A 22,635-nucleotide genomic window follows, 5' to 3' on the forward strand; every position below is an offset into this window, starting at 1 on the left:
ACAGGAGCCCTGCCGCATACGCTTGTTGGGGCCCGATTTCGTTACCGAAGCCAGTTCCAGCGTTTGGCCCAGTCCAGCAGCACATCGTTCCGCCATTTCAGCACCGTTTTACCTCCTTGCCAGATATCATCGTACAGCTCGGGGTTTTGCCGGTCCGTGTACCAGTTGGAACCTAATTTATAGTTGGTTTTACGGTGTTTCCCCGGCCAGATATTATCTACTACAAAAGCGCCGCTTTGCTCCTGGAACCCTTTTATGCCGGAAGTTACCTTGTAGGTCAACGTCTCCGTACGTTTGGGGCAGTATCTGACCACATAATTACCGTTTCCCAGATAAAAGCCATCCCATTTCTGTTCTCCGATTTCCGACTTCACCGACATGGTAAGGCAGGCCGAATCCCGGGGGATCCTGACGTCAGGGCCTTTAAACTTAAATTCCATAATCGAAAATACGGTTGCCGTATCGCTGGTGGTGGCATTGCGGCTGAATACCCGTCTCGGACTTTGCTGGAACTTTACATAACTGCCGCCCCAATTTTCCCGCATAGGATTGTCGGGATCGCCATCCATCATATAGAGCAGGGACGGCGTGTCGCCCATTTTGACATTGCCCTTATACCGGTTATTTTTAAAATCCTTCCCTAAATAGCCGGCTTCGTTAATATAGTTCCTGTAATAATTTTTATTATTGAGGCTATCGGGAACGTTATTGGAGAAAAATCCATAGTAGGACGCATTGGATTCTATAAACCAAAGGTTCGGGAAGTTTTCGGCGATGTAGGCGTAGCTGTTTGCACTCCACTTTTTATTGGGTCCGCCAATCCAAAACACTTTAATGTTCTTTTGAATTCCAGGCTGATCATGTAATGCCTGTGCCAGGTCGTCCAGTCCCCCCCAGATCAATATCCACAGAGGCCTGTCGCTTTTTTTCCGGGCACATTGAATCATCCAGTCCGAGCCTTCCGTTGCCGTGGAATAGCCCTTGAACGGCGCACCGCCCCGTCGTCCCTGTTTGACCACCGAACGTAAATATTCAGGGGTTGCAAATCCCTGCTTATGTTCTTTCAGTTGGGGCAGGTCTTTTTCATAAAGGTCTATTGCACGGAGTATTTCCTCTTTATTTCCCTCTCCAAAAGACGGCGATGAAACCAGCCCTTCTATGTCAAACAATTCGTTATACATTAATAAGTGTATCATGGATTGATTGTCGTCGGGATCCGTGCCGCCAATATCCGTGCTGATCAAAATGCGGGGTTTTACAGGGATGGGTTTCTGTGCGGATACCGCCAGGAAACCGCATAAAAGAACGGAAAGAAAAATCAGTTTATTCATGCTTCATAATTAATAGCGAACACATTTTTAAAGGTTTATTCCCCCCGGGCTGTGTTGCAAACTTCTTCCTTTGAAACTTAAAAGACCATCAATTAATGAGCAAATAGTATAAAATATTCGCCCCCAACAAATATTTACACTTGATTTACAACAAGTTAAGCAGCAGGATCAAAATTTGAACAGGACATATACTTAAAAGGCAAGGGTACTAAAAGAAAAGAGGCTGCCTTGTGTAGCGGCAACCTCCCACTGCTGGATCCGGGGATCGGAAACGTTCTGGTAATCATTCACCGGCATGCCGGCCAGCCCGCCCGGTCCGCGGCTTCAAAAGCCGCCTCCGGGGGACACCAGGAATGGAAGCGCATAAGGATCATTCATGCGAACATTCAGCGGCTTGCCCAGCAACCAGTCGGGCAGCCCCCCATTGCGGATTTCACCATGGGCAAAGGGGCCGATGCGCACCAGGGCATACAGGTTATTTTTTTTGCACAGTTCAATAAACTTCCGCAGATCCTTGTCGCCGGTCCACACGAACGTTCCTTCCTCCTCCTCATGCAGGTTCCAGAAAATATAAGTGGGAACAACCGTAATGCCTCCGGCCTTCATTTTCCGGAGGGACTCCTCCCAATACTGGTGCGGATACCTGGCGTAATGAAATTCACCCGTTACAGGAATAACAGGTTTATTGTTGATCGAGATGTAATAGTTATTCACGGCGATCTTCTCCCCTTTCGGGTTGCTTCCGCCCAGCTTTAAATGGCCGGAATATATCTTTTTTTCCGGGACATCCGCGTTGATGTCAAAAACGTGCCGCTCATTTGCCGATTGACCGTGGGCATTCAGGCCGGAAAGCAGTACCCCGAGGGCAAACAATGGATGTTTATAGAATATACTGAGGTTCATGGCAGCGTGTATTAAAATGATTACTGGTTTGATCGTTCAGTTGGATCGGCTTATTTATGAAACATTACGGTTGCAGCAGTGATCTCTATCCAGGAGTTGGAACCGGCTGCCGGACTTTTCCCGGCAGTTGGCCGGAGGGAAAGCTGCAGCCACTCCACCGCTTCCATTCTGACCCTGTCGCCCGGGCCGCCCCGGTTGGCGGCCGGTTCAAACCAGTATCGAAACCTGCCGGGATACCCCAGGGGCAGCATGGCGCCCCTGGAGCGCTGCAATTCACGGAGCGGAACCTGCAGGGCCTTCCAGTCCGGATCCAGGCTTATTTTCCGGCTCCAGCTCGTTCCATCGCTTTCCACCAGCGTAATATAGGCTTCGTGCTTCCGGCTGACACCCTTTACCTCCAGCACCAGCGACTGGGCGGCAGACAAGTCTTCCTTTCGCCCGGAAATTTTATCCTTTACCGGAACGGACACCGTATAATCCTCGACGGAGGGGTCATTCCAAGGCATTTCCAGCCGAAAGGCCGCTTCACCGGTATGAGAGGCCGGGAGTAGTTTGAAAACGTTAAACCGGAAGTCATGATCCATTCTTGTTACGGCAAGCCCTTTTTCATCTTCGGCCGGATGGAGTAAACGTAAGGGAATGATGGGCCCGACCACCCTGGCCTTCCAGTTTTCACTTCCGTAATAATCCCAGTCGTACGGACTTTTTTGAATGCCGGAAGGGAAATTGAAGGTTTGCCCCTCCCCCTTCACAACGATGCAGTATTCTAGCCATCCTTCCCGGACCTTTTCGGCCGGCAATGCGGCCGTATAGGTATATCCCCCGTCCTGTTTCATGGGTACCGAAACAAAACGTGGCCCTGCCTGCTTCACAAATAAAGTAACGGACTCAGGATCTTTCGGGCCATACACTTCCGCCTGGACCAGCAGGGGTTTTCCCAATGGATACTCCTGCTGGGGATGCACCACTACCTGCAGGGGCAGCGCCTGGTCCTTGGGCGCGATAAATTCATCGATACCCAGGTAACCGAGTTGCCGGGGCAACGCTTCCTTTTGAAAGTGCGGATCTGCCGATAGGATATAGACGCCAGGCTGAATACTGAACTTCCCTTCCCGGGCCCCGGTGGCATAGGTATTCCCCGCATTCAAGGGCACAACGGAAAATGCGCTTCCCAGGTCAGGCAGGAGGACCTCCATGGGCCAGTTGCGGCTGATGGCCCGGGAAACCACCTTGCCGGGGCTGGGCATTTTAAAGGGATCATCCACCAGTACCGCGTCCGGGTACACTTCCAGGCGCCAGGTGCCCTCCTTTACTTTGTCCAGGAAGTAGAGGCCTTTCCCCTGGTAGGCCACCACCGGGGAAGACCCATAGCCTATGATTTTCTTCAGCGCCGCCCTGTTTGGCGGGGCCGTTTTGGTGCTGTTTGCATACAGGAACTTATCGGCGGTGACCATCTCGCTCAGGTTCTCCTCATAGCTGATGCGGAAGGGACCAAAAGTCGTGTTGGCGGGATAGGTTCCGTAATGCTTCCCGCGCGGAAGCTGCTTCATCACCTCCGCGGCAATGATCCCGCTGACCGCTTTGACGGGCGTATACACCATATTGAAGAAATGGGTCTGCCAGCCCAGGTTGTAGGGTGCTGTTGCCAGCATATCGTAGGAAAACATAGTGGCGAACTGGGCGCCGACCGAACGAAAGGTGCGTACCATGGCCGGAAACATATAGCCCGTCAGCTGGTCGGGATGGTCAAACTCATAGACGATCTTTGCCATTTTGGAAAGTTCCGGCTTCCCCATAAGGGAATAATCATCCACCACCGGCAGGTAATTGCCCGGCAGTGTCCTGCCGGCATTTAAGCCGGAGGGGTACCAGGCAAAGGTAGCGCCCTGGACTTTGGATTGCTGCATGGCAGCGGCCATGTCAAAATCCTGGCTGACATTATGGAACAGGATCTTTTGGCAACCGGTGCTTCGGACGGCCTCCACCAGGGCATTGATATAGCGGATGGAGCCCTGCACGTCCTTGCTGTGGTGCCAGGGCTCATTGATCAACTCGATGAACAGGATCGCCGGTTCATCCTTCCACGCGGTTTGGGTGTAGGGATTGACATGGTTCAATAACTGCCCGAGGTAATTTTGCTGGGCGGCAATGGCCTTTGGGTTCGTGCCCAGTTCCGACTTTTTGTACTTTTTGGAAATACCGTCGATGCTGGCCGTATCGCCCATGGCATCCGGCCAGAGCGAGCTGTAGGTGACAATAGGGCTCAGCAGGAAATAAATACCCCGTTGTTTCGCTTTGGCCATTAAATAGTCCATCAGGTCCAGGTGATCATTGTTCCGAAGGTTGCCCTCCCCATCCGTATTTTCAAAATCGCCCCAAAGGCACAGGCGCAGGCCGTCCCAGCCCATCCGGGCAAAATGCGCCATATCCTGGTCAACCAGTTGCTTCCGGTCATGGGTCACGTAACCGGCAGCCCTGTAATCAGAGGCGGAGGGCAGGCAATAATTGGCGCCAAACAAGGCCACCTCCTGCCGGTTGTCCTTCCACCGGATCACCCCGTTCTTATCGAGGTACACCCGCCTGGACGGAGCCTTTACCTGGGCGCCGGCGGAAAAAGTAAGGAATAAAAAACTGATGAAGATTATCCGAAACATGTATCTGCTTTTATTAGGCTTGGGTGAACAGGTTTGTGTGCGGGAACCAGGCTCCGTCCGTTCTCTTAGGAAGCAGACGGAGCCGGGGAGACATTATTCGTATCCCGGGGTCTGGGACAAGCTTCCCTTCGCCGCATTCAGGGCATATTGCGGAAGGGGCAGGTAGCCATGGGCACGGGCAGGGTTGGGTGTTTTACCGGCCGCCTGCAGGTACTCGTTCCACTTGCCAAAACGCATCAGGTCCACTCTTCTAAATCCTTCGAAATACAATTCCCATCCTCTTTCCCGGAGAAGAGCATCGGCAAAGGCTTGCTTGTTCGCCGTGTTAGCGGCAGAAAGATCACCTAAACCGGCACGTTTTCTTACCTCGTTCACAAAGCCTTTGGCTTCATCGGTCGGGCCATTTTGGCCATTGATCGCCTCGGCCAACATCAGCAACACGTCGGCATAACGCACCTGGGGCAGGTCATTGCCCTGGAAGGCCTGGGGAGCATCGTCGGGATACTTATTGACTACCGGCCCCCTCATATTGGCACGGGTGTAGGTTCCGCCCCAGGTTGCCGGGTAAGTGGCCAGCAGCAACTCCCTTCTTTTATCGGAGGGATCAAAGCTGTCGTAGAACTTCCAGGTGGCCAGCAGAGCGCCCGGCCATGCCCATCCGCCCTTTCTTTCAGCACCGGTTAGCGTTCCTGCTGCATAATCGTTGGGAAAGGTATAGAAGGCCCAGGCATTGAAGTTGGGCTTTGGTTCGGTCCCATCGGCCGCAGGATCCACCGAAACGGCCCAGATGGTCTCATTATTCTTCTCCGTGGCTTCCCTGAAGAGGTCTTTGTAACTGCCATTCAGGCTGTACCCCAGCGTTACTATTTCTCTGCCTGCCTGCTCCGCCTTTGCATATTCTTTCTCGAACAGGTAGGTCCGCATTAAGACTGCCAGGGCCAGCCCTTTATTAAACCTTCCATATTCAGCAGGCGTTTTTACCAGGTTATCGGCGGCATAGCGTAAATCCCCCGTAATGGCATTTACAAAAACGGTTCTTTCCGGGCGCGCCAGGTTATCTTCTTCCGATGTCCCAATTTTTGCAGGATCCAGGATTACGGGAACGGGTCCATACAAGGTAAGCAGGTAGTACATGAGCCAGCCCCGGGCCATGCGCACCTCTCCCACCAATTGCTTTTTCTTCCCTTCACTGATAGTTGCCTTTTCCAGGTCGTCGATCATTTTGGTCAGGCGGGTGACAAATCGCACTTTTTCAAAATGAGCGCTTCTGTCCTGGTTTTTCAGGTAAAGAAAGTCGCCCTTGCTCAGCAGATCCCAAAATCCTCCCCATTCCGGGAAGGGAGCGAACAGGTCGGAAGTAGCATCATTTAACTGGATGTTGCTGTACTCCACCCCGTGGAATAAATACTGGTAGGCGCCCGAAGGATCGGCATATCCCCATTTGGAACCAAAGGGTTTGTAGGCTTCCAGGGCATATAATTCGTATTCCCCCTCCGAACCCGGAAAATTCAGGGGAGACAACTGTCCATAGGAAGTTGCTTCCAGACCTTTTTTACAGCTGCCGGCCACCATTCCGGCCGCAAGCAGCATCATTAAGTAGTTCAACTTTTTCATATAGTAATGCCTTCGTTATTTAGAAATTAAAAATTAGTTCTAACACCCAATGAAAACACACGTGCCATGGGATAAGGAGCAGGCCCGCCCTTTACGGTCGGCGCCGTTAATTCAGGGTCGGAAATGGGATATTTTGTAAAAAGGAATGGGTTTTGCGCATCGGCATATACACGAAGGTTACGCACGTATTTGGTAAAAGTACCCGAGCTGATATTGTAACCAAGCGTAATGTTGCGGCAGCGGACAAAATCTGTTTTCAATAAACCGATATCGGTTCCCGTACGCAGTCCTAAAGCCCCTTCATTATAGGCCACTCCCGGGCGTGTCCCATTCGGGTTGGAGGTAGTCCAAACCTCACTTAACTGTTTGATACCGCTTTGCAAACCTGCCAGGAAGTCCACCGGGCTGCTCCATAATGCATTCGGGTTCGTTCCCAGGCCGCCAAACTGGCCATAAAACAGGACCGCCAGATCGAAATGCTTATAGCGGAAGGTGTTTCCAAAGCCAATAGCCAGTTTCACTGCAGGATCGATCCGGACAACATCATTGGTATCCAGTTTCTTATCGCCATTCCGGTCCGCAAACGTGGGGAAACCGGGAACGTTGCCGGCAGCGGGCTGCCAGGCCGGAGCGGTTTGTCCCGCCTTTAAAATGCCATCCGTTTTAAAAACATAATAAGAACTTACCAGGTCTGTTTCGCTTTGCCAGCTATTGAGGTTGGTGTTGGCATACCTATCCTTCCAACGCAAATTGTTGTGTGTAAGGTTGATCAGGCTGGTCCATTGAAAGTTGCCCGACTTGACGTTGTTGGTATTCAGGTTCAGTTCCCAACCCTTCCGGACCTGGTGCCCTGTATTGATCGGGGCGGTAGGTATCAGCGACAGCTGAGAAGTTGTTTGATAGACGACAAAACGTGTGAGATCATCGCGGAACAAATCAAACGAGCCGTTGATACGGTCATTCAGCAAACCAAAATCAAGACCAATGTTTTTGTTAATGGTCTTAGGCCACCGGAGGTTGGGGTTGTCCAATGCCGTTAAATAATAGGGGGTATAAGCGGTGCCGCCATTATTGAACGTGACAATACTGTACTCGGGACTAAAGCTCCCGTATGCAAAGCCGCTGGCGTTTCCTGTTACGCCGACACTTGCCCTGACCTTCAAAAAATTCAGAAACTTCAGTTTTTGCAGGAAGCGCTCGTTGGTAACTTTCCATGCCAGGGATGCGGCCGGGAAGGACGCATACTTGTTTTGGGGGAAGAACTGGCTGTAGCCGTCGTGCCGTACGGATAAGGAAAGGATATACCGGTCCAGGAAATCGAAGGAGGCCCTGGAAAAGTACGACCTTAATTTATCCGCCGACCGTTGGGAAAAAACGGTTTGGGAGCTTAAAGAAGAAGAACCCAGGGCATCGGTACCGATAGCATCCAGCATATCGGCGCCGGAGGCGCTAAAGGAATAGTAATCATTCGGATATTGGCCCGTACCGGCTACCGCATCTATAGAAACAACCTCTCCGAACTTCTTCTTGAAGTTAACCGTAGCTTCTATCGTTTGGTTCTGTCTTTTAGAATTGGTAACGGATCCTCTCGACCGGTTTAACTGGTCGAAGAAGGTGCTGGAAGGAATGAAAAAGTCACGATCCGCGGTTTCCGTATTATTTCCATAAAGCAAACGTGCGCTGAGCATGTTGGGGATGATCTTAAAGTCCGCAGCGAAGCTGGTAAACAAGCTGCTGTTGGTGGTTTTATCCCTGATGTTTAACAGGGAGAGCGGGTTGCCGGTCATGCGAAACTGGCTGTACTTGCCGGTGGCGGGATCATAAACGGGAAGTGTTGCCGGATAAGCCAGGGCAGCCTGCAAGGCGCCGAAGCCCTGTTGTCCTGCTCCGCCCCCTTGTCCGCCGGACTGCGAATTCAAATAATTATTTCTGCCCGCGTTGACGTTCGCATTCAGCGACAGGAACTTGGTCAGGTTGAACGTCAGGTTCATACGGCCCGTATACCTTCTCAGGCCGGAATTTTCAATGGTGCCCTTCTGGTCGAAAAAGCCGCCGGAAAAGTAATAGTTGACCTTATCGGAAGAACCACTGATGCTCACATTGTGATTATCGATGCTTCCGTCTTTTAATACATAGCTTAACCAGTCCGTACCCCTGCCCGCATTTTTAATTTGCTCCTGCGTATACGGCTTTGACGTACCATTGTTGTACTCCGTCAGGTCTGCCGGGTTCGGGCCAAAGGGCGCCATTTTTTTATCGAGGAGGAATTTGTCCAGCGTCAGCTGGTTGTAGTACGTCATGTACCCGCTTGCCGTCAGGGGTTCAAAATACTCCCTGTTCTTTACCAGGGAACGGCTGCCTTCATAACTTACATTAGCCCGGCCGCCTTTTCCTTTCTTTGTCGTGATCAGCATCACCCCATTGGCGGCATTTACCCCATAAATGGAAGCGCTGGCATCTTTGAGGAATTCAATGGATTCGATGTCGTTCGGGTTAATGCCGGCAAAGCCGCCCCGGCTTACGTTGGCATCCATCGAGCGGTTGCCGCTGCCCGGCTCCAGCCCTGAAAAAGGCAGGATGACGCCATCCACCACCACCAGGGGGTTGCCGCGGCCGCGAATGGATACACTGATCGCACCGCCCGGTTCCGCACTGTTTTGAGCGGCGGTCATACCGGCTGCTCTTCCAAATAATAATTGTGCAACTGAATTATTAGCCGCCTGGGGAACGGTTTTGGGGTCCACCTTGGCCACCGAGGTCGTCAGGTTCTTCCGGGAAGTGGTTCCGTAACCGATGACCACCACCTCGTTCATGGACCGGGTCACAGCCTTCAGTTCTACGTCCAGGGACAGGGTGGTTGCCCCTTTGATGGTATAACCCGACATGGTTTGCGGTTCGTAGTCCACCATGGAAAAGGAAAAGCTGTAAGCACCGCCGGCCGGCACCCGTGAAAAGGTGAAGACACCGGTGCTGTCGGTAGTGGTTCCCGTGGTGAAATTGGTTTTGCTGTTGCGGATAATGACCGATACGCCGCTGAGGGGGCGATTGTTATCGCTGTGCACGAACCCTTTGACGATGCTGCCGGCCTCCTGCGCGGTGGCAGTGTGGGGCTGCAGCAGCGGGAACAGGAAGAAAGGGGCCAGGATGACCGGCCGAAAACGGAGAGGCTTAAAACTCATATGGCTTGCTGTTTTTAATGAACAATAAAAGTCCTTCTACCCGCCCGTGGCGGGGTAGTCATCCGCCAGTTGGGGATGCAAAGATTTATGGTTGCTGATTATTGCCTGCTGATAACGAAAGCGGAATCGTTTCTGGTGATCGTTAGGTTATTAAGGAAGCCTATCCGGTTCAGGATCATTTCCACCGAGTCCGAACTATTGTATTTGCCGATAAAGTAGAGATCCTGCACCTCTTTTGGATGATAAATAATTTTGACCTTGTAAATTTCCGCCAGCTGGTCCAGTATTTCGTTTACCGGCCGGTTGTTGAACTGGAACCAGGTTCCCTTCGTTTGCTGCGGGAGCGAAGGGCTTTCAGAGGGTTCTTCTGTCATGAGCTGCCGGTGCGCGGCATTGCTGTTTACCCTGAAGGCATGCACCCGGGCAGTTGGACCGCCATATACAAACTCCTGGCCCGGAGACAGGTAAACATCCTGCGGCATCCGTTTGTTTGCCTTATGGGCCGCCCTGACCACCACTTTTCCTTCAAATAAGCGCACCACCACCCGGCCGGATCCTTTATAGGCCGATACGGTAAACTCCGTGCCCAATGCCGTAGTGGCGATCTCCCCGCTTCGGACGGTAAACGGCCTTGCCCTATCCTTCGCTACCTGGAAAAAGGCTTTGCCCGCAAGTAGTAGTTCCCGCTGGTTGCCGAAAGGTTCCCGGTAGGTGATTTCACTTCTGGCGCCCAGGACCACCAGGGAGCCGTCCGCTAACCGGATCCTTTTATCCCTTCCTTCCGTATTCACCTCGTGCCGGGTAACGTAGGCAACACTATCGATCCTTTTTCCCGCATCCCGGGCAATGGGGGCTTCCGGTTTCCTGCCGGCAAAGAAGGTCCAGCCCAAACCAATGACCAGCAGTACCGAAGCGGCAATGGCTGCGGCAACCAGTACCCGGTAAACTCCTGATTTCCGGGGCTTTTCTTCTTCGGGGTTTTCCGCTGCCATCGGCTGGTGTTCCGGCAGGGGAATGGCCGGGGTTTCCTCTTTCGCGGCTACCCGTTGTTCAAAACGATTCCACCGGTCTTCCAGGTCCACCCCGGTCAATAAATAATCCAGGTCTTTCCGGGCCTGCGCCAGTTGCCAGGCCTTTTCCAGGCGTTCGAAGTACCGCCGGTTCTCCTCACTTGCATGGAGCCAGTTTTCTACACGTACCTGCTCCTCCCCGGTCGCCTCCTTGAAGAGGTACCGGACCAGAAGCTCGTCATATTGAGGGTTGTTTTCCATGCGCTTATTATTGATACACGTAAGGGAGGATTTTTCCGTACACGGAAAAAAAATATTTTTTAACTTTTTTACAACCAGTTGGGGATCAGTACAATAAAATAGAAACCGAGGTATTCGGAGAGGTGTTCCTTTAATTTGGCCAGGGCTCGTCGCAGTTGGGTATCCACGGTTTTTACGGAAATATTGAGCCGGCTGGCGATTTCGGCATATTTCAGGCCCTCGTCCCTTCGGAGTTGAAATACCCGGCGCATTTGCTCCGGCAGTTCGGACAGGGCCGCATCAATGGCGGAGCGCAGCTGTTTTAAATCGATGCTTTCAAAACTGTCCGGAGCCGTTTCCCCGGGGGAGGTTTTCAGCAGGTAATCGGCATGCTGTTGCCGTACCTTTTCGTGCCGCAGCGTATTCAGGCTCAGGTTATCGACGATTTTATACAGGTAAGCTTTCGGGGATATTTCGGCGGCGAGGGTTTGGCGCGTTTCCCACAGCCGGACAAAGCCGGTGGTGACGATATCCTCCGCCATATAGATGTCAAAGCTGTACTTTAACCTGCAGTAAAGGCAAAGAGGGCGGTAGTGTTTTTGAAAAAATGCTTTAAAGGCGGCATTGTCAAATCGAAAATCACCGGGGGATATGCCTCCCTCGTGGTTCTCTGTGGGAATAAAGCTCATTGGCAACTGCTCACTTTTTGATGAAAATAAAACCTGCGAAAAAGGGGCACCCAAAAATATCCATTCCCAAAATTAGGGGTAATATGCTAAAAGGGCATTTGCCCCTCCGGCTGCGGGGAAAGACCCCTGGAAAGTTCCAAGGTAGCCGCCGGCAACAATTTTGTAAAGAACGGCAACTTTGAAGCCGACCGCAAAAAAATTCCCAGTCCCGTAAAGCCCGTGCAGCAGCAATTGACCGGCTGGACCAGCGTCGTCCTGGAAGGGGCTGAGATCAGCCAGGACAGTGCCCGCTCCCCTGTTCTGAACCATAACAACAGTGAAACGGACCGGAAAGCGGTGATCGGGGAAAAGAGCTTGAACCAGAGTGACAACGTAGCCTTTAAGCGGATGGATGCGCACCGGCGCCGGCTGTGCCACTGCTCCCTTCGCCCTGGACAGCATCAGGGTCAGCAAGTCGCCCGGCGACGGGCTGAGCGACCCGGATTACCCGGGACAGGAAATCCTTGCCTACCCCGTTCCGGTGCGGGACCGGCTGACCATCTAAGGGCTGAATACGGCCAAGACCTATGGGGTTTCGCTGTACAATGCCGCCGGCCGCAAGGTGTTCGAGGAAAAGTTCTGCGGCGTCCTGGGCAAAGAGATCGTGCTGACGGGGAACCTTCTGGCTGGCGCTGTACGACCTGGCCAAACAGCGGCTGCTGGGCGCCCTGCCGGTGATTAGGGAGTAATGCCGTTTTTTGCCGGGTCATTCAGTTAAGGCAATTTCGGATATCGGATTTCGGCCCCCTTGAAAGGAGGAGATCCGCCTGTATCCGGATAACGTCCCCATTGGCAGCATTGCCATCAGTGAACTGGTCACCTAAATACACAGCAACCAATACAAAACCACATTAAATCTTACGAGCAGCTTTTGCGAAGTACATCATACCTTGGGCAAAGTTGTGTCCTACCAATCCGGTAGCGGGTAGCGTTTTGTTTTCTTTTCTGTCATAAATTACCTGGTCTGAATAGGTTACCCACGACGGGCCATGGCCTGCATCTGCAGGGCCGCTATAAGTTCGAACATAGGTACCTCCAGAACCAAAGTTCATTTTAACCACATAGCGGTAAACATTCACATCCGCATATTGGGGATGAGCCTGAATGTCTTTTTCCGTGGCCAGTACAAAACGACCAATGTAGTGCTTGTTCATCATTTTTTCTGCTAAATTATTTTGGTGGCTTGCCCATCCTTTGTCCTCCTTTTGTACCAACAATATATACTTGCTGTCTTTAATATCCGAAGGGTAAGCCGGTAACCAAAAACCCCATTCTTCAGGGTGGAAGCGTCAAAGCCGGTGCTGTACGTGCCTGCCTTTAGGGGTGCCCGGACGAGGAAGGGTCGACCCCCAGGGCGGTTGCCCTGTCGGTCGAGGTGGTAGTGGAACCGGTGTACCGCTTGATCCAGGCAGCGCTGAACCGGGCCCCTGATCCCCGGGGCTTTCCTATTTCCTTTTTCTTCCGCGAAGGGTTTAATCCCTGCGGCAGTCATTTCCAGCCACACGCTTATGGGTTCTGACCAGCCCTACCTCTTCAGCTCATGCTCCAGCTCCGGGAAGTCATTTCCCTATTTTTAGTAATTTTCGTAAACGAACCTGCAAGCCCAGGTGTCGATTTACCACACGTGGTTGCCTGTTTGTTTCCAAAAAATCATACTTCGTGAAAGCATACAGCCCTCATCAATAGTCACCCTTTCACTTTTTAATAATTTAATGCAAAAGGAGGAATTATGGCGAGCTTACCCATCCGTGATCAGAAACAAGATCACTTGCTGACACCTGAAAATGCGGTATTAATTATTATTGACTACCAGCCGGTACAGGTAAATTCCATTGCCTCAATGGACAGGCAATTAATGGTCAACAACATTGTTGGTGTAGCCAAGATGGCAAAACTGTATGGTTTACCCATTGTGCTTTCCACTGTGAATGTAACAACAGGATTAAACGTTGAAACCATTCCCCAACTCAGGAAAGAACTGGCAGGCGTTGCTTCTTATGATCGTACAACTATTAATGCCTGGGAGGATAAGGAGTTTTTAGAAGCGGTAAAAGCCACTGAAAGAAAAAAGCTCATTATGACGGCACTATGGACAGAAGCCTGTCTTTCTTTTCCAACACTGGATGCGCTGAAAGAAGGCTATGAGGTTTACCCGGTAGTGGATGCTGTTGGCGGGACATCATTAGCAGCTCATGATGCCGCCCTTAGGCGGATGGAACGAGCCGGAGCAAAACTTACCAGTGTGGCCCAGCTCTTTTGCGAGTTGCAGCGTGATTGGGCGAGATTTCAAACAGTTCAGGGATTTATGCAATTGTTTATTGAAACGGGCGGCACGGCAGGCATCCAATTCTCCTACGATCGCAGTGAACCTGAAAAGAAAAAAGAAACAGTTGTTAAATAAACGAATGGAGGAAATGAAAATTTTTTGTCCGTATTCAGGGCAACAGATATGACCTGTGGTTCCTGTCAGGCTGTTGCTCTGGTTTTTTCTGCAAGCTAATTATTTCTTTAAATTCTAAAATTTCCACTATTTCAAAAGTTATCAAAACAACGCGGAAAATACCGTATTGTTATTAGCTGCAAGCGGGTGGTAATGCACCTCCATCAAAAATACCTTCCAGAGCATAAAGCAGGCGTGGACTATTTATGGGTATTATCGAAATGCTCGTTTAGGATTCTGTTCGGCTTAAGCAATTTGCAAAGCGTGATACCCACCTGGCAACGTATTAGGGCCGCCCGTTGCAAGGCGGCCCTGCGGTCGTGAACCTTTTTTCACTCCACCTCTTCACCTCAGGCCGTGGCGGTACGGGCGCCGAAGGGCCGATCCGGTTTGCGTTCGCGGACAGAAAAGAGGAGCCGGTCCGCCGAAAATGCACCGGCCCCGGAAAGCACCAGCGATGCCGCCATGCCGATGGCCAGGATAAAGAACTCGTAGCCTTCTCCTTTCTGGTTGCCGAACCAGTTCATGAAAAAGCCGTTCTGGAGGTGCGAGGTGAATACGATGCCTAAAAACAGGAACACCATCGAAGCGCTCCACAGGCGTGTTGCCAGCCCCGCTAACAGGGACAGGGAACCGAAGAATTCGATGACGATGACCATAAGCCCCACGATCGGGGGAAGTCCTACCGTGCCGGTAAAAAAATTCATGGTGCCTTCAAAGCCATAGCCGCCGAACAGGCCAAAGAGCTTTTGCGCCCCGTGTGCGCCCAGCACCAGGCCCAATAAAACACGTATAATCACAGGCGACCAGCTCCTGGAGGTTGAAAAAAGAATCTGTTTCATGTTAAACGATTTTAGCGGTGAACAAAGGCACGTTCCTTTTGGATGCGTGCCGGTTTCTATTGCAAAAATGCACTTCCGAAAAGCCCTTTTCCAATCACCTTTGATAAGAAAATCCATTCACCTATGTTAACGGTTTTTAGTGGCGGCTGCGCAGCCGGCTGAGGCTTTGGGGCGTGATGCCCAGGAAGGAAGCGATCTGGTGGTTGGGGATTCGCTGTTCGAGCCGGGGATATTGCTCCAGGAACTCCTGGTAGCGTTGCACCGCCGGCTTGCTCAGGCTGGAAGAGATGCGCCGGCTAAGGGCGATAAAGGCGTTTTGCAGCTTCAGGCGGAAATACAGGTTCATCTGCGGCACTTCGGCATACAGGCGGTCCAGGCTTCCTTTGGAGATCTGCAGCACCTCGGTATCCTCCAGGCAGTCGATGTTGCAGGTGGCAGGCGCGCCTGATAAAAAGCTGTACAGGTCGCCCACCCACCAGTCCTCGGGACCGAAAAAAAGTACGTGCTCTTGTCCCTTGTCGTCCAGTTCGTAGGTGCGGGTGAGCCCTTTCAGCACAAAGGTCTCGTAGCGCGCCACCTCGCCCTGCTGCAGGAGGTACTGGTTCCTGCGGTATTTTTTGTGGGTGAACAGCGACTGCAGCACCCCGCTTTCCGCTTCGCTCAGAGGCACTCCGGCCCGGGCGATGTTGTCCAAGATAAGTTCCCACATAGGCTGTTGTCCGGTTGATTTCTCCCCTAAATATACAGGAAGGAAATACGGAAGGATGGTTTATTTAGGATGATGAAACAGCAAAAGACTGCACCTGGTGGTTTAAAATTATTGACGGATCAATTTTTAGTTTTTAGGGAAAAGAATAAACCGAAATAGTATTTCCGGGTGGTGTTGCAGGTATACGGGCTGTAGCAGTTGGTTAACTGTGGAACTGGCCGGAATGTCGGAGGGGAAAATTTTTAAAAAAGGAACCTACTTTTCTTTAAAAAATTTGCTGAGTCAAATGTTGCCCCTATATTTGCCGCGGAGAGATGGCAGAGCGGTCGAATGCGGCGGTCTTGAAAACCGTTGACTGTAACAGGTCCGGGGGTTCGAATCCCTCTCTCTCCGCATCTTTTAAAAAGATCATTGATTTTCAAGGAGTTGCATAGCGTCGGCGTGGTACCTCAAACACAAACTCAAACACGCCCGCGCTATGAACCCTCAAATCTCCTACTCCGAAGTGGCCCTCTGCCACTACCATTTCAACCTCGAAAAAAACTGGTTCATCCACTTTTCCATTACCAACCTCGACACCGGGGAAATCAAACGCAAGCAATTCCGCGGCGGCATCAACTTTTATAAGGATAAACAATCACGGCTCCGGGAAGGCAATGCCCTCAAAAAGTTTTGGCAACAGCAGCTGCAGTCCGGCTGGCATCCCTTTGAGCAGGTGCAAAAGCCCAGCCCGGAAGAGGAATTCCGCCAGATGCCCTTCAACCAAGCCCTGGACTTTGCCTTGAAGCATGCTTCTGTCTCCGGAAAGACCCGGCAGGATTACGGCTGCACGGTCAAGTTCGTACAGGAAGCCGCCACCACCCTGGGCCTTTCGGAGCGGCCTGTCGTGGAAATCGAACGCCCCCATATCCGGATGATGCTGGAGCAGATCAAAAAAGAACGGAAGTGGTCGAACAAAGCCTATAACAAACACCGGGGCTACCTCTCCGGGGTCCTCTCCCACCTGGACGACTTCGAAGCCACCCGGTTCAACCCGGCCCATCGTATCAAACCCCTTCCGGTTACCGAAACCGAGAAGTACGTGCCCCTGACCGAGGAAGAAAAGGAAATACTCCGCGATTTCTTGTTCATCCACCATTACCGGTTCTTCGTCTACCTGATGGTGATCTACCACACGGGGATCCGCCCCAAAGAAGTGCTGGCCCTCAAGATCCGGTCGGTGAACCTGGAGGAGGGCCTAATCACCATCCTGCCGGACCTTGAGGCGGAAAACTCAAAGACCAAAACCATCCGGAAGGTCCCCATAAACAACCATTTGCAATTATTCCTGCGCGAATTGAAACTGGAGCTATACCCGTCGGACTATTATGTTTTCGGCTCCCCGTTCACTTCAGGGAGCGGAAACCGGGGTGCCGGCTCCCAGCCCAGGTACGGCAAGCCCATGAGGGGGACCGGTTACAAAACCGGGATCAGCGGCACCATGCGGACAGACTATTTCCTGCCCTCTCCCACGCAAATCAAACGGGATACGGTCACCAGGCTGTGGAAGCGGATCGTCATGGATAAACTGGGCATTGACAAACACCAGTACGCCCTGAAACATACGGGCGCAAACGACAAGATCCTTGCCGGCATTGATCTGGAGGCACTCCGGGAATTGTACGGCCACAGTTCCACGCTCATGACAGAGCGGTACGCAAAAAAGGTCAAGGATATTTACCGGGAGCAGATTGTCCAAAAGTCCCCTTCATTTTAGCAGAAGGGAGGCCCGACGCACACCAGGGTCTTAATAATTCGAAAGCAGTGGAAACGGCAACAATTTAGAAGGAGCATATAAAAAGCCCTCCAACTCAGGTCCCATAACCCGGTTCAGGGTTCTACTTTCTGCCTTGACTGCTCTTTGGCCCTGGGGAGCTGGATTTCCGGTCGGCCGCTGGTCAGGCTTTAACCCGGGGAGGGTCAAAGCATATTCCCCTTTACTGGTCATACACTTATGTCAAACTTTTTCGGAAGAACAACTTCCCACTCCATTTTTCTTTTCACCAGCCACAGCTCTTTCAGATGGTTTGCCGGAAAGACAGTCTGCGGATGGAATTCCGCGTTATCACTTATCAGCACCCACTCTTCCGGGCTTTTTTTGTACACGCGTTTTAAAAGGACCTGATCATCGGTAACAAGCACATAGACATAAAAATCCGCTATCCCTTCCCAGAATGCGGGCGCTACGTATTCCGTAACAAGGAACGCCCCCTCCCTGAAGGTTGGATCCATATCGGTGTCGGAAACCTCGAAAATCCGGTAATGTTCCCCCTGGTAGGGAAATCCCGGCCAGTGCACCCGTTCCAATTGATCCAGGTATCCGGGATCGGAAAAGGCCCTGGAATAGGTTGCCTGTGCAGCAATGGGAACATAAAGGATTCCCTGGCCACCGGGACCAGGTATATTGAGTTGGTTTCCTCTTTTTACCGAGTACGGTGCTTCCGGGATTTGAATATGATGCTCCAGCTCTTTGGCAAATTCACGGCGAAGCAAATTGAACAGCTTTTCGCTCCCGGACTTCTTTGCCTGGCTCATGTAAGGGCGGGTATAGCCTATCCTTTGGGCTATTTGTTCCTGGGTAAGGCCGGTTAGAACTTTAATACTCTCCAGTAACGTATCAATATCAGATAACACCTTAGCCATTGGGGAAAAAATATTACAACAAGGTACGGGATTATGTAAAAAAAGTTAACACAAAATGATTTTTGTAAGAAAAACGCACACTATCTTTACAATGTAATTTTGGTTCATTCATTAGAAGAACCATTTGGTTCCAGAAAATCCGTCATTTTTTCTAAACCGGCAATATAGTTTTTTGATTACCCTGCCCAGGTCATTTCAGACTTCAGGTAACATACGGAAGAAAAACAAGTTCCATCAGCGAATACATCCTGGAAGAAAAGGCCGAGATAATTTCTCGAACCTTACCCCGGAAAAGAACCAATTTTTCCAACTAGCTGTCCTGCCCCAGGTCCCCATGAAACAAATTTATCCTTTAAAAATATTGATCATGGCTAAAGAACTCAATTATTATAAGACGAAACTCACGGCGCTATGCAACGCCCTGTTTGAAACGCTGAAGGAGATGGAGGCTGCCGACTCTCCATTAACCAAAACTCCTTCATCTCCCAGGCAGCGTATCAATAGAAAGAATGCGCGCGTAAGTAAGTACGCCACTATGTATGCGGTTGGGTCCATCACCAAGCCTAAGGAGTTGAGAAAAACTAAATAAAAAACTCAAATTGCATGAACTGCGGGAGTACATTTCAGAAAAGCCATCCCCAACCCTTTGATTCTTGATTCTTGTAAGCACACGAGCAGCAGCATGTTGCCAGGCGGCTTGATGGGTGATACTATGTCCATCAGCCGGCGGCTGGTAGAGAAAATACCTGCGGTTATCGTGAAGGGCAAGCATAGTGGTCAGAGTAGGGCTGAAACATAGGTAGAGGCCTCGGGATGATAGATGGAGATCAACGCTCCGCCCGGCAACTGCACCGAAGCCAGTAAGGTGTTTGCAGATCCGGACACCTCAATGGGGATGAAGGATTGCTCCGGTTGAGGAGTTGGCTCCTTGCGTTTTTTCAGCCAGTAGTAGTAAGAGGCCTCTTTAATGCCATTGGCTTTGCAAAACTCGCGGACACTTTAGTCGGGCTGTTTCTGGTCCAGAAGAGCATACATGGTTGCCTGGTGGGTCGTTTGCATGGGAATCATTTAGGGCAAAACTATTCCGAAACGAGGCTCAGGGCAAGACGTGGATCGTCGAATGCTTACTTAGCCATAAATTTATTTAGGTCCTAAAGCAAGCGAAAAAGGCTTGGAAAAATAACGGAAAACAGCCAATTTGAGTAGAAAAGAAAAATGCAGCGCTCTTTGAAAGATCAAGCTGGACAAGGCTTCCAAGGAAGTTGACAACCATTCCTTCGGAATGAAAATGCCCCGGCCATCAACTGTCTCAGGTTCATATCGTTATGGGTTCAATGGAAAGGAAAACGACAACGAGGTCAAGGGTGAGGGCAACCAGCAGGACTATGGATTTAGAATTTATGATCCCCGGGCAACATGCTGCTGCTCGTGTGCTTACACGGTGGCGTAGTTGGTGCTGTCCTTTACCTTAACGATCAGACCCAAAAGCCAAACCTTAGCCGAAGAACTGAATATCAAATTGATATGGTTACCGAAGCAATGCCCTGAGTTAAACGCAATGGATCATATGTGGAAAGAGGTCCAATCGGATGTTTCTGCGAATCACCAGTATGCAAACATTGCAGAACATGCTGATTTCGGTGAAACCTATATTTTAAAGCTAACCAACTTCCAGGCAAAGCATCGAGCAGGCATTCTATCAAAGAACTTTTGGCTTAAATCTTTCTTCAAATAACATTTGCTAATTCACTTAGACGGGTAAATTCATGTATTTGCTCGTCTGCTTACGGCGATGCCGTAGGTGGTCAGTCGGCTAGTCCCGTATAGATCCGGATCCTCGTCAAAAAATTTGCAAATATGGTTGCCCGGCCGGAAGCCCTACTCTGCGAGTCCGGGAGGGTTATCCGCTTTTTCGTTTTCTATAGTGTCCTGTCGATTAAATAACTTTCAATTTCCCGGGCGACTTCCGCTTGCAAGTGCTCGCCTGCCTCCATGACCATTGTTTATCTCTGGTAACTCCTGTTCGGCGGGTTTTTGGAATTAAAATAAGGATTTTCCGGCGGCTGGGGCCGCCAACAGTACAAAAACATCAACAAAAAAAGTATTCCTCAAAAACCTAAATATTGAAGCACCCTTACCTTTGTAAATTAAACTAACTTACCGAAGGTCTATAGCTTCCAAGGAAAGCCATAGCCCACCAAACCAATAGGCCGGAGGAAATTATGAACGCCAACGCCCGGCAACCAAAACGTACCCACTGCCATGAAAAAGATTCTTTCACTGTTGCCCGTTTTTCTGGTGCTTTTTTCCTGTAAGAAAAAAGACGCCTTATCCCAGGCTACCCAGCCTGAGCCCATTGGGGATTCCGCCCTGTACCTTACAACTGCTGCAAAATTGGATATCAATGACTTTGACCTGACGTGCCAGGTAAATGTCCCGGAGAATGAAGCCTTCTCCAAGGTTTGGCTCCAATGGAGCCCGACCGCAGATTTTAACCAGGGTTATGACAGCCTGCTTGTTGCAGCGGAGCTTACCGCCCCCTATACCCGCACGGTGCGTTTGTCCGGGCTACATCAGGCCTCCCAATATATTTCCCGGCTATGCGCCACCTATAAAAACAAAAGGCTCTATAGCCCGGTAAAGGAGTGGGCCACCGATACGCTGAAGATACTGCAAATTGACAACGGCAATACTTCTCCCTTGCTGAAAAAGGAGGAACCCTCAAATGTCTATACTAATTTTAAGACCACCGGCTACAACGAAGTGAAGGGAACGAAAGTGTATCTAGGCCCCTATGCCTGTACGGTGAACTGGGATATGGGCAGTTCCATCAATTTCAGTGTTCCAGGCTCGGTTCCTGCAGGCAAATATATGCTTCAGTTGGAACGCAAAGGGCTGAAAGTACAGTCCGGAACTTCCATTGAATTGTTAATGGGAAAATGGACACAAATAACCGCCCCTGCCCTCCCGCGGAACAACAATACTTCCACCTATGGCTTATACTCTTTTGGCAGCTGCTCCTCCTCTCAAAAGGGTTTTCTTGTTGGCGGAGCTCTGTTTAATGGGCATGATGGTCCGGATGGATCGACTAACGGTTTTCTTTACGAGTTCGATCTCCAGCGCGAGCAATGGACAAAAAAGACCACGGTGAATCCCCGCTATTTCGAAAAACCCACCTGTTTTTATTATAACAATAATATTTATGTGCTCGGTGGAATAGAGATAAACTATAAATACAAGAACAACATCCCCGTGGATCCCCAGCGCGGTTTCCAAAGGATCATGTGGCGGCTGGACCTTGGCACTTCCACCTGGCATGCCATGGATTCCCTGCCTTACCAATCCATAGACTACCTGGCAGGTTTTGAACTGAATAACGAATTCTATATAGGCATGGGCGCCAACTGGGACAGCCTGAGTATATGTTGCGGCGATCCGCTTCCCTACAAAAAGTTCTGGAAGTTCAGCCCCACTGCCAGCCGCTGGACCCGGTTAGCAGATTTCCCGGGAGCTCTCCAGCGAATGCCGACCTGTTTTTCGCTGGGAGAAAAAGGATACGCCTTCTACGGTGCCGTTCCGGTTGGAGACCCGGGCTATACAACTACGTTCACCCAGCAGTTCTGGCAGTACGACCCTGAGCAGAATGCCTGGAGGCAACTGCTCCTGCCGGCCCTGGGCGGCCCCCTGCCAGGCGAAAAGTATCAGATTATTACCTATAACAACAAAGCTTATTTCCTGACCGCCCAAAAATATCATTTTTTCGGCCTCTGGTACGGATATGAAATGCAAAACTCCTGTCTGGAATACGACCCGGCCAACGGAACATTCTCCCCGATTTCTTCCATGCGCAATCCCCGGATTCTGAAATCCCTAGGCAACAGGGGAAACAAGTTTTATTTTCAGACCGATGCTTTGGGCTCTGCTGCAGAAACACCCAATGAGACCTATACGTTGGATTTGGAATGACCCGCCTCCCATTCCAAAAGAAATGCATGCCACTTCATATAAGGAACATCCTATGCGAGGTTATTGCCCCTGCGGCTAAAACGTGTATACGGGAAGCGATCAAAGGTATAATGCTCCCCAATTCCGGGACAGTGAGTTAAGGTGATAAGCACTCTAAATTACTGATCCATGAGTAAGAAAACAAGACGCAATTCCAGCGCACCACTTAAGGCAAAAGTGGCCATTGAGGCGGTCCGGGATCTCCCTGGAGGGTGTAAAACGATCTGTGTCAGCGGGAAATATAGGGTTAAGGCCTCATGCCTTATTCCCTAATCTTCCTCCTGCAGCCCACCTAACT

At 50.8% G+C, this 22,635-nt stretch carries 17 protein-coding genes, 1 tRNA gene and 1 pseudogene; 7 read left to right on the top strand and 12 right to left on the bottom strand.

The window, feature by feature from the left end:
- Positions 1-41: 41 nt before the first annotated feature.
- The 7 genes from V9K67_RS17345 to V9K67_RS17375 form a co-directional block, all read right to left on the bottom strand.
- Positions 42-1,331: a nucleoside hydrolase-like domain-containing protein gene (locus tag V9K67_RS17345; RefSeq protein ID WP_336724543.1), complete on the bottom strand. Its 1,290-nt coding sequence runs from the start codon at positions 1,329-1,331 to the stop codon at positions 42-44.
- A 324-nt stretch (positions 1,332-1,655) separates the two neighbouring features.
- Positions 1,656-2,234 (bottom strand): beta-galactosidase, encoded by a 579-nt coding sequence (locus V9K67_RS17350; protein ID WP_336724545.1) that lies wholly within the window; start codon positions 2,232-2,234, stop codon positions 1,656-1,658.
- A 50-nt stretch (positions 2,235-2,284) separates the two neighbouring features.
- Positions 2,285-4,888 (bottom strand): glycoside hydrolase 5 family protein, encoded by a 2,604-nt coding sequence (locus tag V9K67_RS17355; protein ID WP_336724547.1) that lies wholly within the window; start codon positions 4,886-4,888, stop codon positions 2,285-2,287.
- 93 nt (positions 4,889-4,981) lie between these two features.
- Positions 4,982-6,481: a RagB/SusD family nutrient uptake outer membrane protein gene (locus V9K67_RS17360; RefSeq protein ID WP_336724549.1), complete on the bottom strand. Its 1,500-nt coding sequence runs from the start codon at positions 6,479-6,481 to the stop codon at positions 4,982-4,984.
- Positions 6,482-6,528: 47 nt separating this feature from the next.
- Positions 6,529-9,681 (bottom strand): SusC/RagA family TonB-linked outer membrane protein, encoded by a 3,153-nt coding sequence (locus V9K67_RS17365; RefSeq protein WP_336724551.1) that lies wholly within the window; start codon positions 9,679-9,681, stop codon positions 6,529-6,531.
- A 98-nt stretch (positions 9,682-9,779) separates the two neighbouring features.
- Positions 9,780-10,952 carry a FecR domain-containing protein gene (locus V9K67_RS17370; RefSeq protein ID WP_336724553.1) on the bottom strand — a complete coding sequence of 391 codons (1,173 nt, stop codon included), beginning with the start codon at positions 10,950-10,952 and terminating at the stop codon, positions 9,780-9,782.
- 68 nt (positions 10,953-11,020) lie between these two features.
- Positions 11,021-11,620: an RNA polymerase sigma-70 factor gene (locus V9K67_RS17375; protein WP_336724555.1), complete on the bottom strand. Its 600-nt coding sequence runs from the start codon at positions 11,618-11,620 to the stop codon at positions 11,021-11,023.
- Positions 11,621-12,011: 391 nt separating this feature from the next.
- Between V9K67_RS17375 and V9K67_RS17380 the strand changes: the two genes are divergently transcribed.
- A complete protein-coding gene (locus V9K67_RS17380; RefSeq protein ID WP_336724558.1) occupies positions 12,012-12,164 on the top strand; it encodes a hypothetical protein in 153 nt (50 codons plus the stop codon).
- 346 nt (positions 12,165-12,510) lie between these two features.
- Here V9K67_RS17380 and V9K67_RS17385 read toward each other — a convergent pair whose 3' ends face one another.
- Positions 12,511-12,816: a hypothetical protein gene (locus tag V9K67_RS17385; RefSeq protein ID WP_336724560.1), complete on the bottom strand. Its 306-nt coding sequence runs from the start codon at positions 12,814-12,816 to the stop codon at positions 12,511-12,513.
- A 572-nt stretch (positions 12,817-13,388) separates the two neighbouring features.
- Here V9K67_RS17385 and V9K67_RS17390 point away from each other — a divergent pair.
- A complete protein-coding gene (locus tag V9K67_RS17390) occupies positions 13,389-14,060 on the top strand; it encodes a hydrolase (protein WP_336724562.1) in 672 nt (223 codons plus the stop codon).
- A gap of 389 nt (positions 14,061-14,449) precedes the next feature.
- Here the strand turns inward: V9K67_RS17390 and V9K67_RS17395 are convergent, their stop codons facing one another.
- Both V9K67_RS17395 and V9K67_RS17400 read right to left on the bottom strand, forming a co-directional pair.
- Positions 14,450-14,941, bottom strand: a complete 492-nt coding sequence (locus V9K67_RS17395) for a DoxX family protein (protein ID WP_336724563.1) — start codon at positions 14,939-14,941, stop codon at positions 14,450-14,452.
- Positions 14,942-15,077: 136 nt separating this feature from the next.
- Positions 15,078-15,650, bottom strand: a complete 573-nt coding sequence (locus V9K67_RS17400; RefSeq protein WP_336724565.1) for a Crp/Fnr family transcriptional regulator — start codon at positions 15,648-15,650, stop codon at positions 15,078-15,080.
- A 308-nt stretch (positions 15,651-15,958) separates the two neighbouring features.
- Here V9K67_RS17400 and V9K67_RS17405 point away from each other — a divergent pair.
- Positions 15,959-16,043, top strand: a tRNA-Ser gene (locus V9K67_RS17405).
- Between the two features lie 85 nt (positions 16,044-16,128).
- The gene (locus V9K67_RS17410; RefSeq protein ID WP_336724567.1) at positions 16,129-17,406 is read left to right on the top strand and encodes a tyrosine-type recombinase/integrase; all 1,278 of its coding nucleotides are present in this window, start codon (positions 16,129-16,131) and stop codon (positions 17,404-17,406) included.
- 227 nt (positions 17,407-17,633) lie between these two features.
- Here the strand turns inward: V9K67_RS17410 and V9K67_RS17415 are convergent, their stop codons facing one another.
- Complete coding sequence (locus tag V9K67_RS17415; protein ID WP_336724569.1) at positions 17,634-18,332, bottom strand: S24 family peptidase; 699 nt, start codon at positions 18,330-18,332, stop codon at positions 17,634-17,636.
- Positions 18,333-18,699: 367 nt separating this feature from the next.
- Here V9K67_RS17415 and V9K67_RS17420 point away from each other — a divergent pair, with 367 nt between their 5' ends.
- On the top strand, positions 18,700-18,921 hold the full coding sequence (locus tag V9K67_RS17420) for a hypothetical protein (protein WP_336724571.1): 222 nt from the start codon (positions 18,700-18,702) through the stop codon (positions 18,919-18,921).
- Positions 18,922-19,109: 188 nt separating this feature from the next.
- On the opposite strand, the pseudogene tnpA reads toward V9K67_RS17420, so the two are convergent.
- Positions 19,110-19,319, bottom strand: a pseudogene (gene tnpA, locus V9K67_RS27175) (IS66 family insertion sequence element accessory protein TnpA); the annotation flags it as partial.
- Positions 19,320-19,785: 466 nt separating this feature from the next.
- Between tnpA and V9K67_RS27180 the strand changes: the two are divergent.
- Together V9K67_RS27180 and V9K67_RS17425 are read left to right on the top strand one after the other, a co-directional pair.
- The gene (locus V9K67_RS27180; RefSeq protein ID WP_414696781.1) at positions 19,786-20,067 is read left to right on the top strand and encodes a transposase; all 282 of its coding nucleotides are present in this window, start codon (positions 19,786-19,788) and stop codon (positions 20,065-20,067) included.
- A gap of 527 nt (positions 20,068-20,594) precedes the next feature.
- Positions 20,595-22,298: a Kelch repeat-containing protein gene (locus V9K67_RS17425; RefSeq protein WP_336724572.1), complete on the top strand. Its 1,704-nt coding sequence runs from the start codon at positions 20,595-20,597 to the stop codon at positions 22,296-22,298.
- Positions 22,299-22,635 lie beyond the last annotated feature (337 nt).

Source organism: Huijunlia imazamoxiresistens (assembly GCF_037132455.1).
Taxonomy (GTDB): domain Bacteria; phylum Bacteroidota; class Bacteroidia; order Chitinophagales; family Chitinophagaceae; genus Flavisolibacter; species Flavisolibacter imazamoxiresistens.

What these genes read in the sequence shown, in the direction of transcription:
- V9K67_RS17420 (WP_336724571.1), top strand. Translation starts at nt 18,700, where the DNA reads ATGGCTAAAGAACTCAATTATTATAAGACGAAACTCACGGCGCTATGC.
- V9K67_RS17345 (WP_336724543.1), bottom strand. Translation starts at nt 1,331, where the DNA reads ATGAATAAACTGATTTTTCTTTCCGTTCTTTTATGCGGTTTCCTGGCG.
- V9K67_RS17425 (WP_336724572.1), top strand. Translation starts at nt 20,595, where the DNA reads ATGAAAAAGATTCTTTCACTGTTGCCCGTTTTTCTGGTGCTTTTTTCC.
- V9K67_RS17400 (WP_336724565.1), bottom strand. Translation starts at nt 15,650, where the DNA reads ATGTGGGAACTTATCTTGGACAACATCGCCCGGGCCGGAGTGCCTCTG.
- V9K67_RS17370 (WP_336724553.1), bottom strand. Translation starts at nt 10,952, where the DNA reads ATGGAAAACAACCCTCAATATGACGAGCTTCTGGTCCGGTACCTCTTC.
- V9K67_RS17355 (WP_336724547.1), bottom strand. Translation starts at nt 4,888, where the DNA reads ATGTTTCGGATAATCTTCATCAGTTTTTTATTCCTTACTTTTTCCGCC.
- V9K67_RS17380 (WP_336724558.1), top strand. Translation starts at nt 12,012, where the DNA reads ATGCGCACCGGCGCCGGCTGTGCCACTGCTCCCTTCGCCCTGGACAGC.
- V9K67_RS17385 (WP_336724560.1), bottom strand. Translation starts at nt 12,816, where the DNA reads ATGATGAACAAGCACTACATTGGTCGTTTTGTACTGGCCACGGAAAAA.
- V9K67_RS17390 (WP_336724562.1), top strand. Translation starts at nt 13,389, where the DNA reads ATGGCGAGCTTACCCATCCGTGATCAGAAACAAGATCACTTGCTGACA.
- V9K67_RS17360 (WP_336724549.1), bottom strand. Translation starts at nt 6,481, where the DNA reads ATGATGCTGCTTGCGGCCGGAATGGTGGCCGGCAGCTGTAAAAAAGGT.
- V9K67_RS17365 (WP_336724551.1), bottom strand. Translation starts at nt 9,681, where the DNA reads ATGAGTTTTAAGCCTCTCCGTTTTCGGCCGGTCATCCTGGCCCCTTTC.
- V9K67_RS17375 (WP_336724555.1), bottom strand. Translation starts at nt 11,620, where the DNA reads ATGAGCTTTATTCCCACAGAGAACCACGAGGGAGGCATATCCCCCGGT.
- V9K67_RS17395 (WP_336724563.1), bottom strand. Translation starts at nt 14,941, where the DNA reads ATGAAACAGATTCTTTTTTCAACCTCCAGGAGCTGGTCGCCTGTGATT.
- V9K67_RS17410 (WP_336724567.1), top strand. Translation starts at nt 16,129, where the DNA reads ATGAACCCTCAAATCTCCTACTCCGAAGTGGCCCTCTGCCACTACCAT.
- V9K67_RS17415 (WP_336724569.1), bottom strand. Translation starts at nt 18,332, where the DNA reads ATGGCTAAGGTGTTATCTGATATTGATACGTTACTGGAGAGTATTAAA.
- V9K67_RS17350 (WP_336724545.1), bottom strand. Translation starts at nt 2,234, where the DNA reads ATGAACCTCAGTATATTCTATAAACATCCATTGTTTGCCCTCGGGGTA.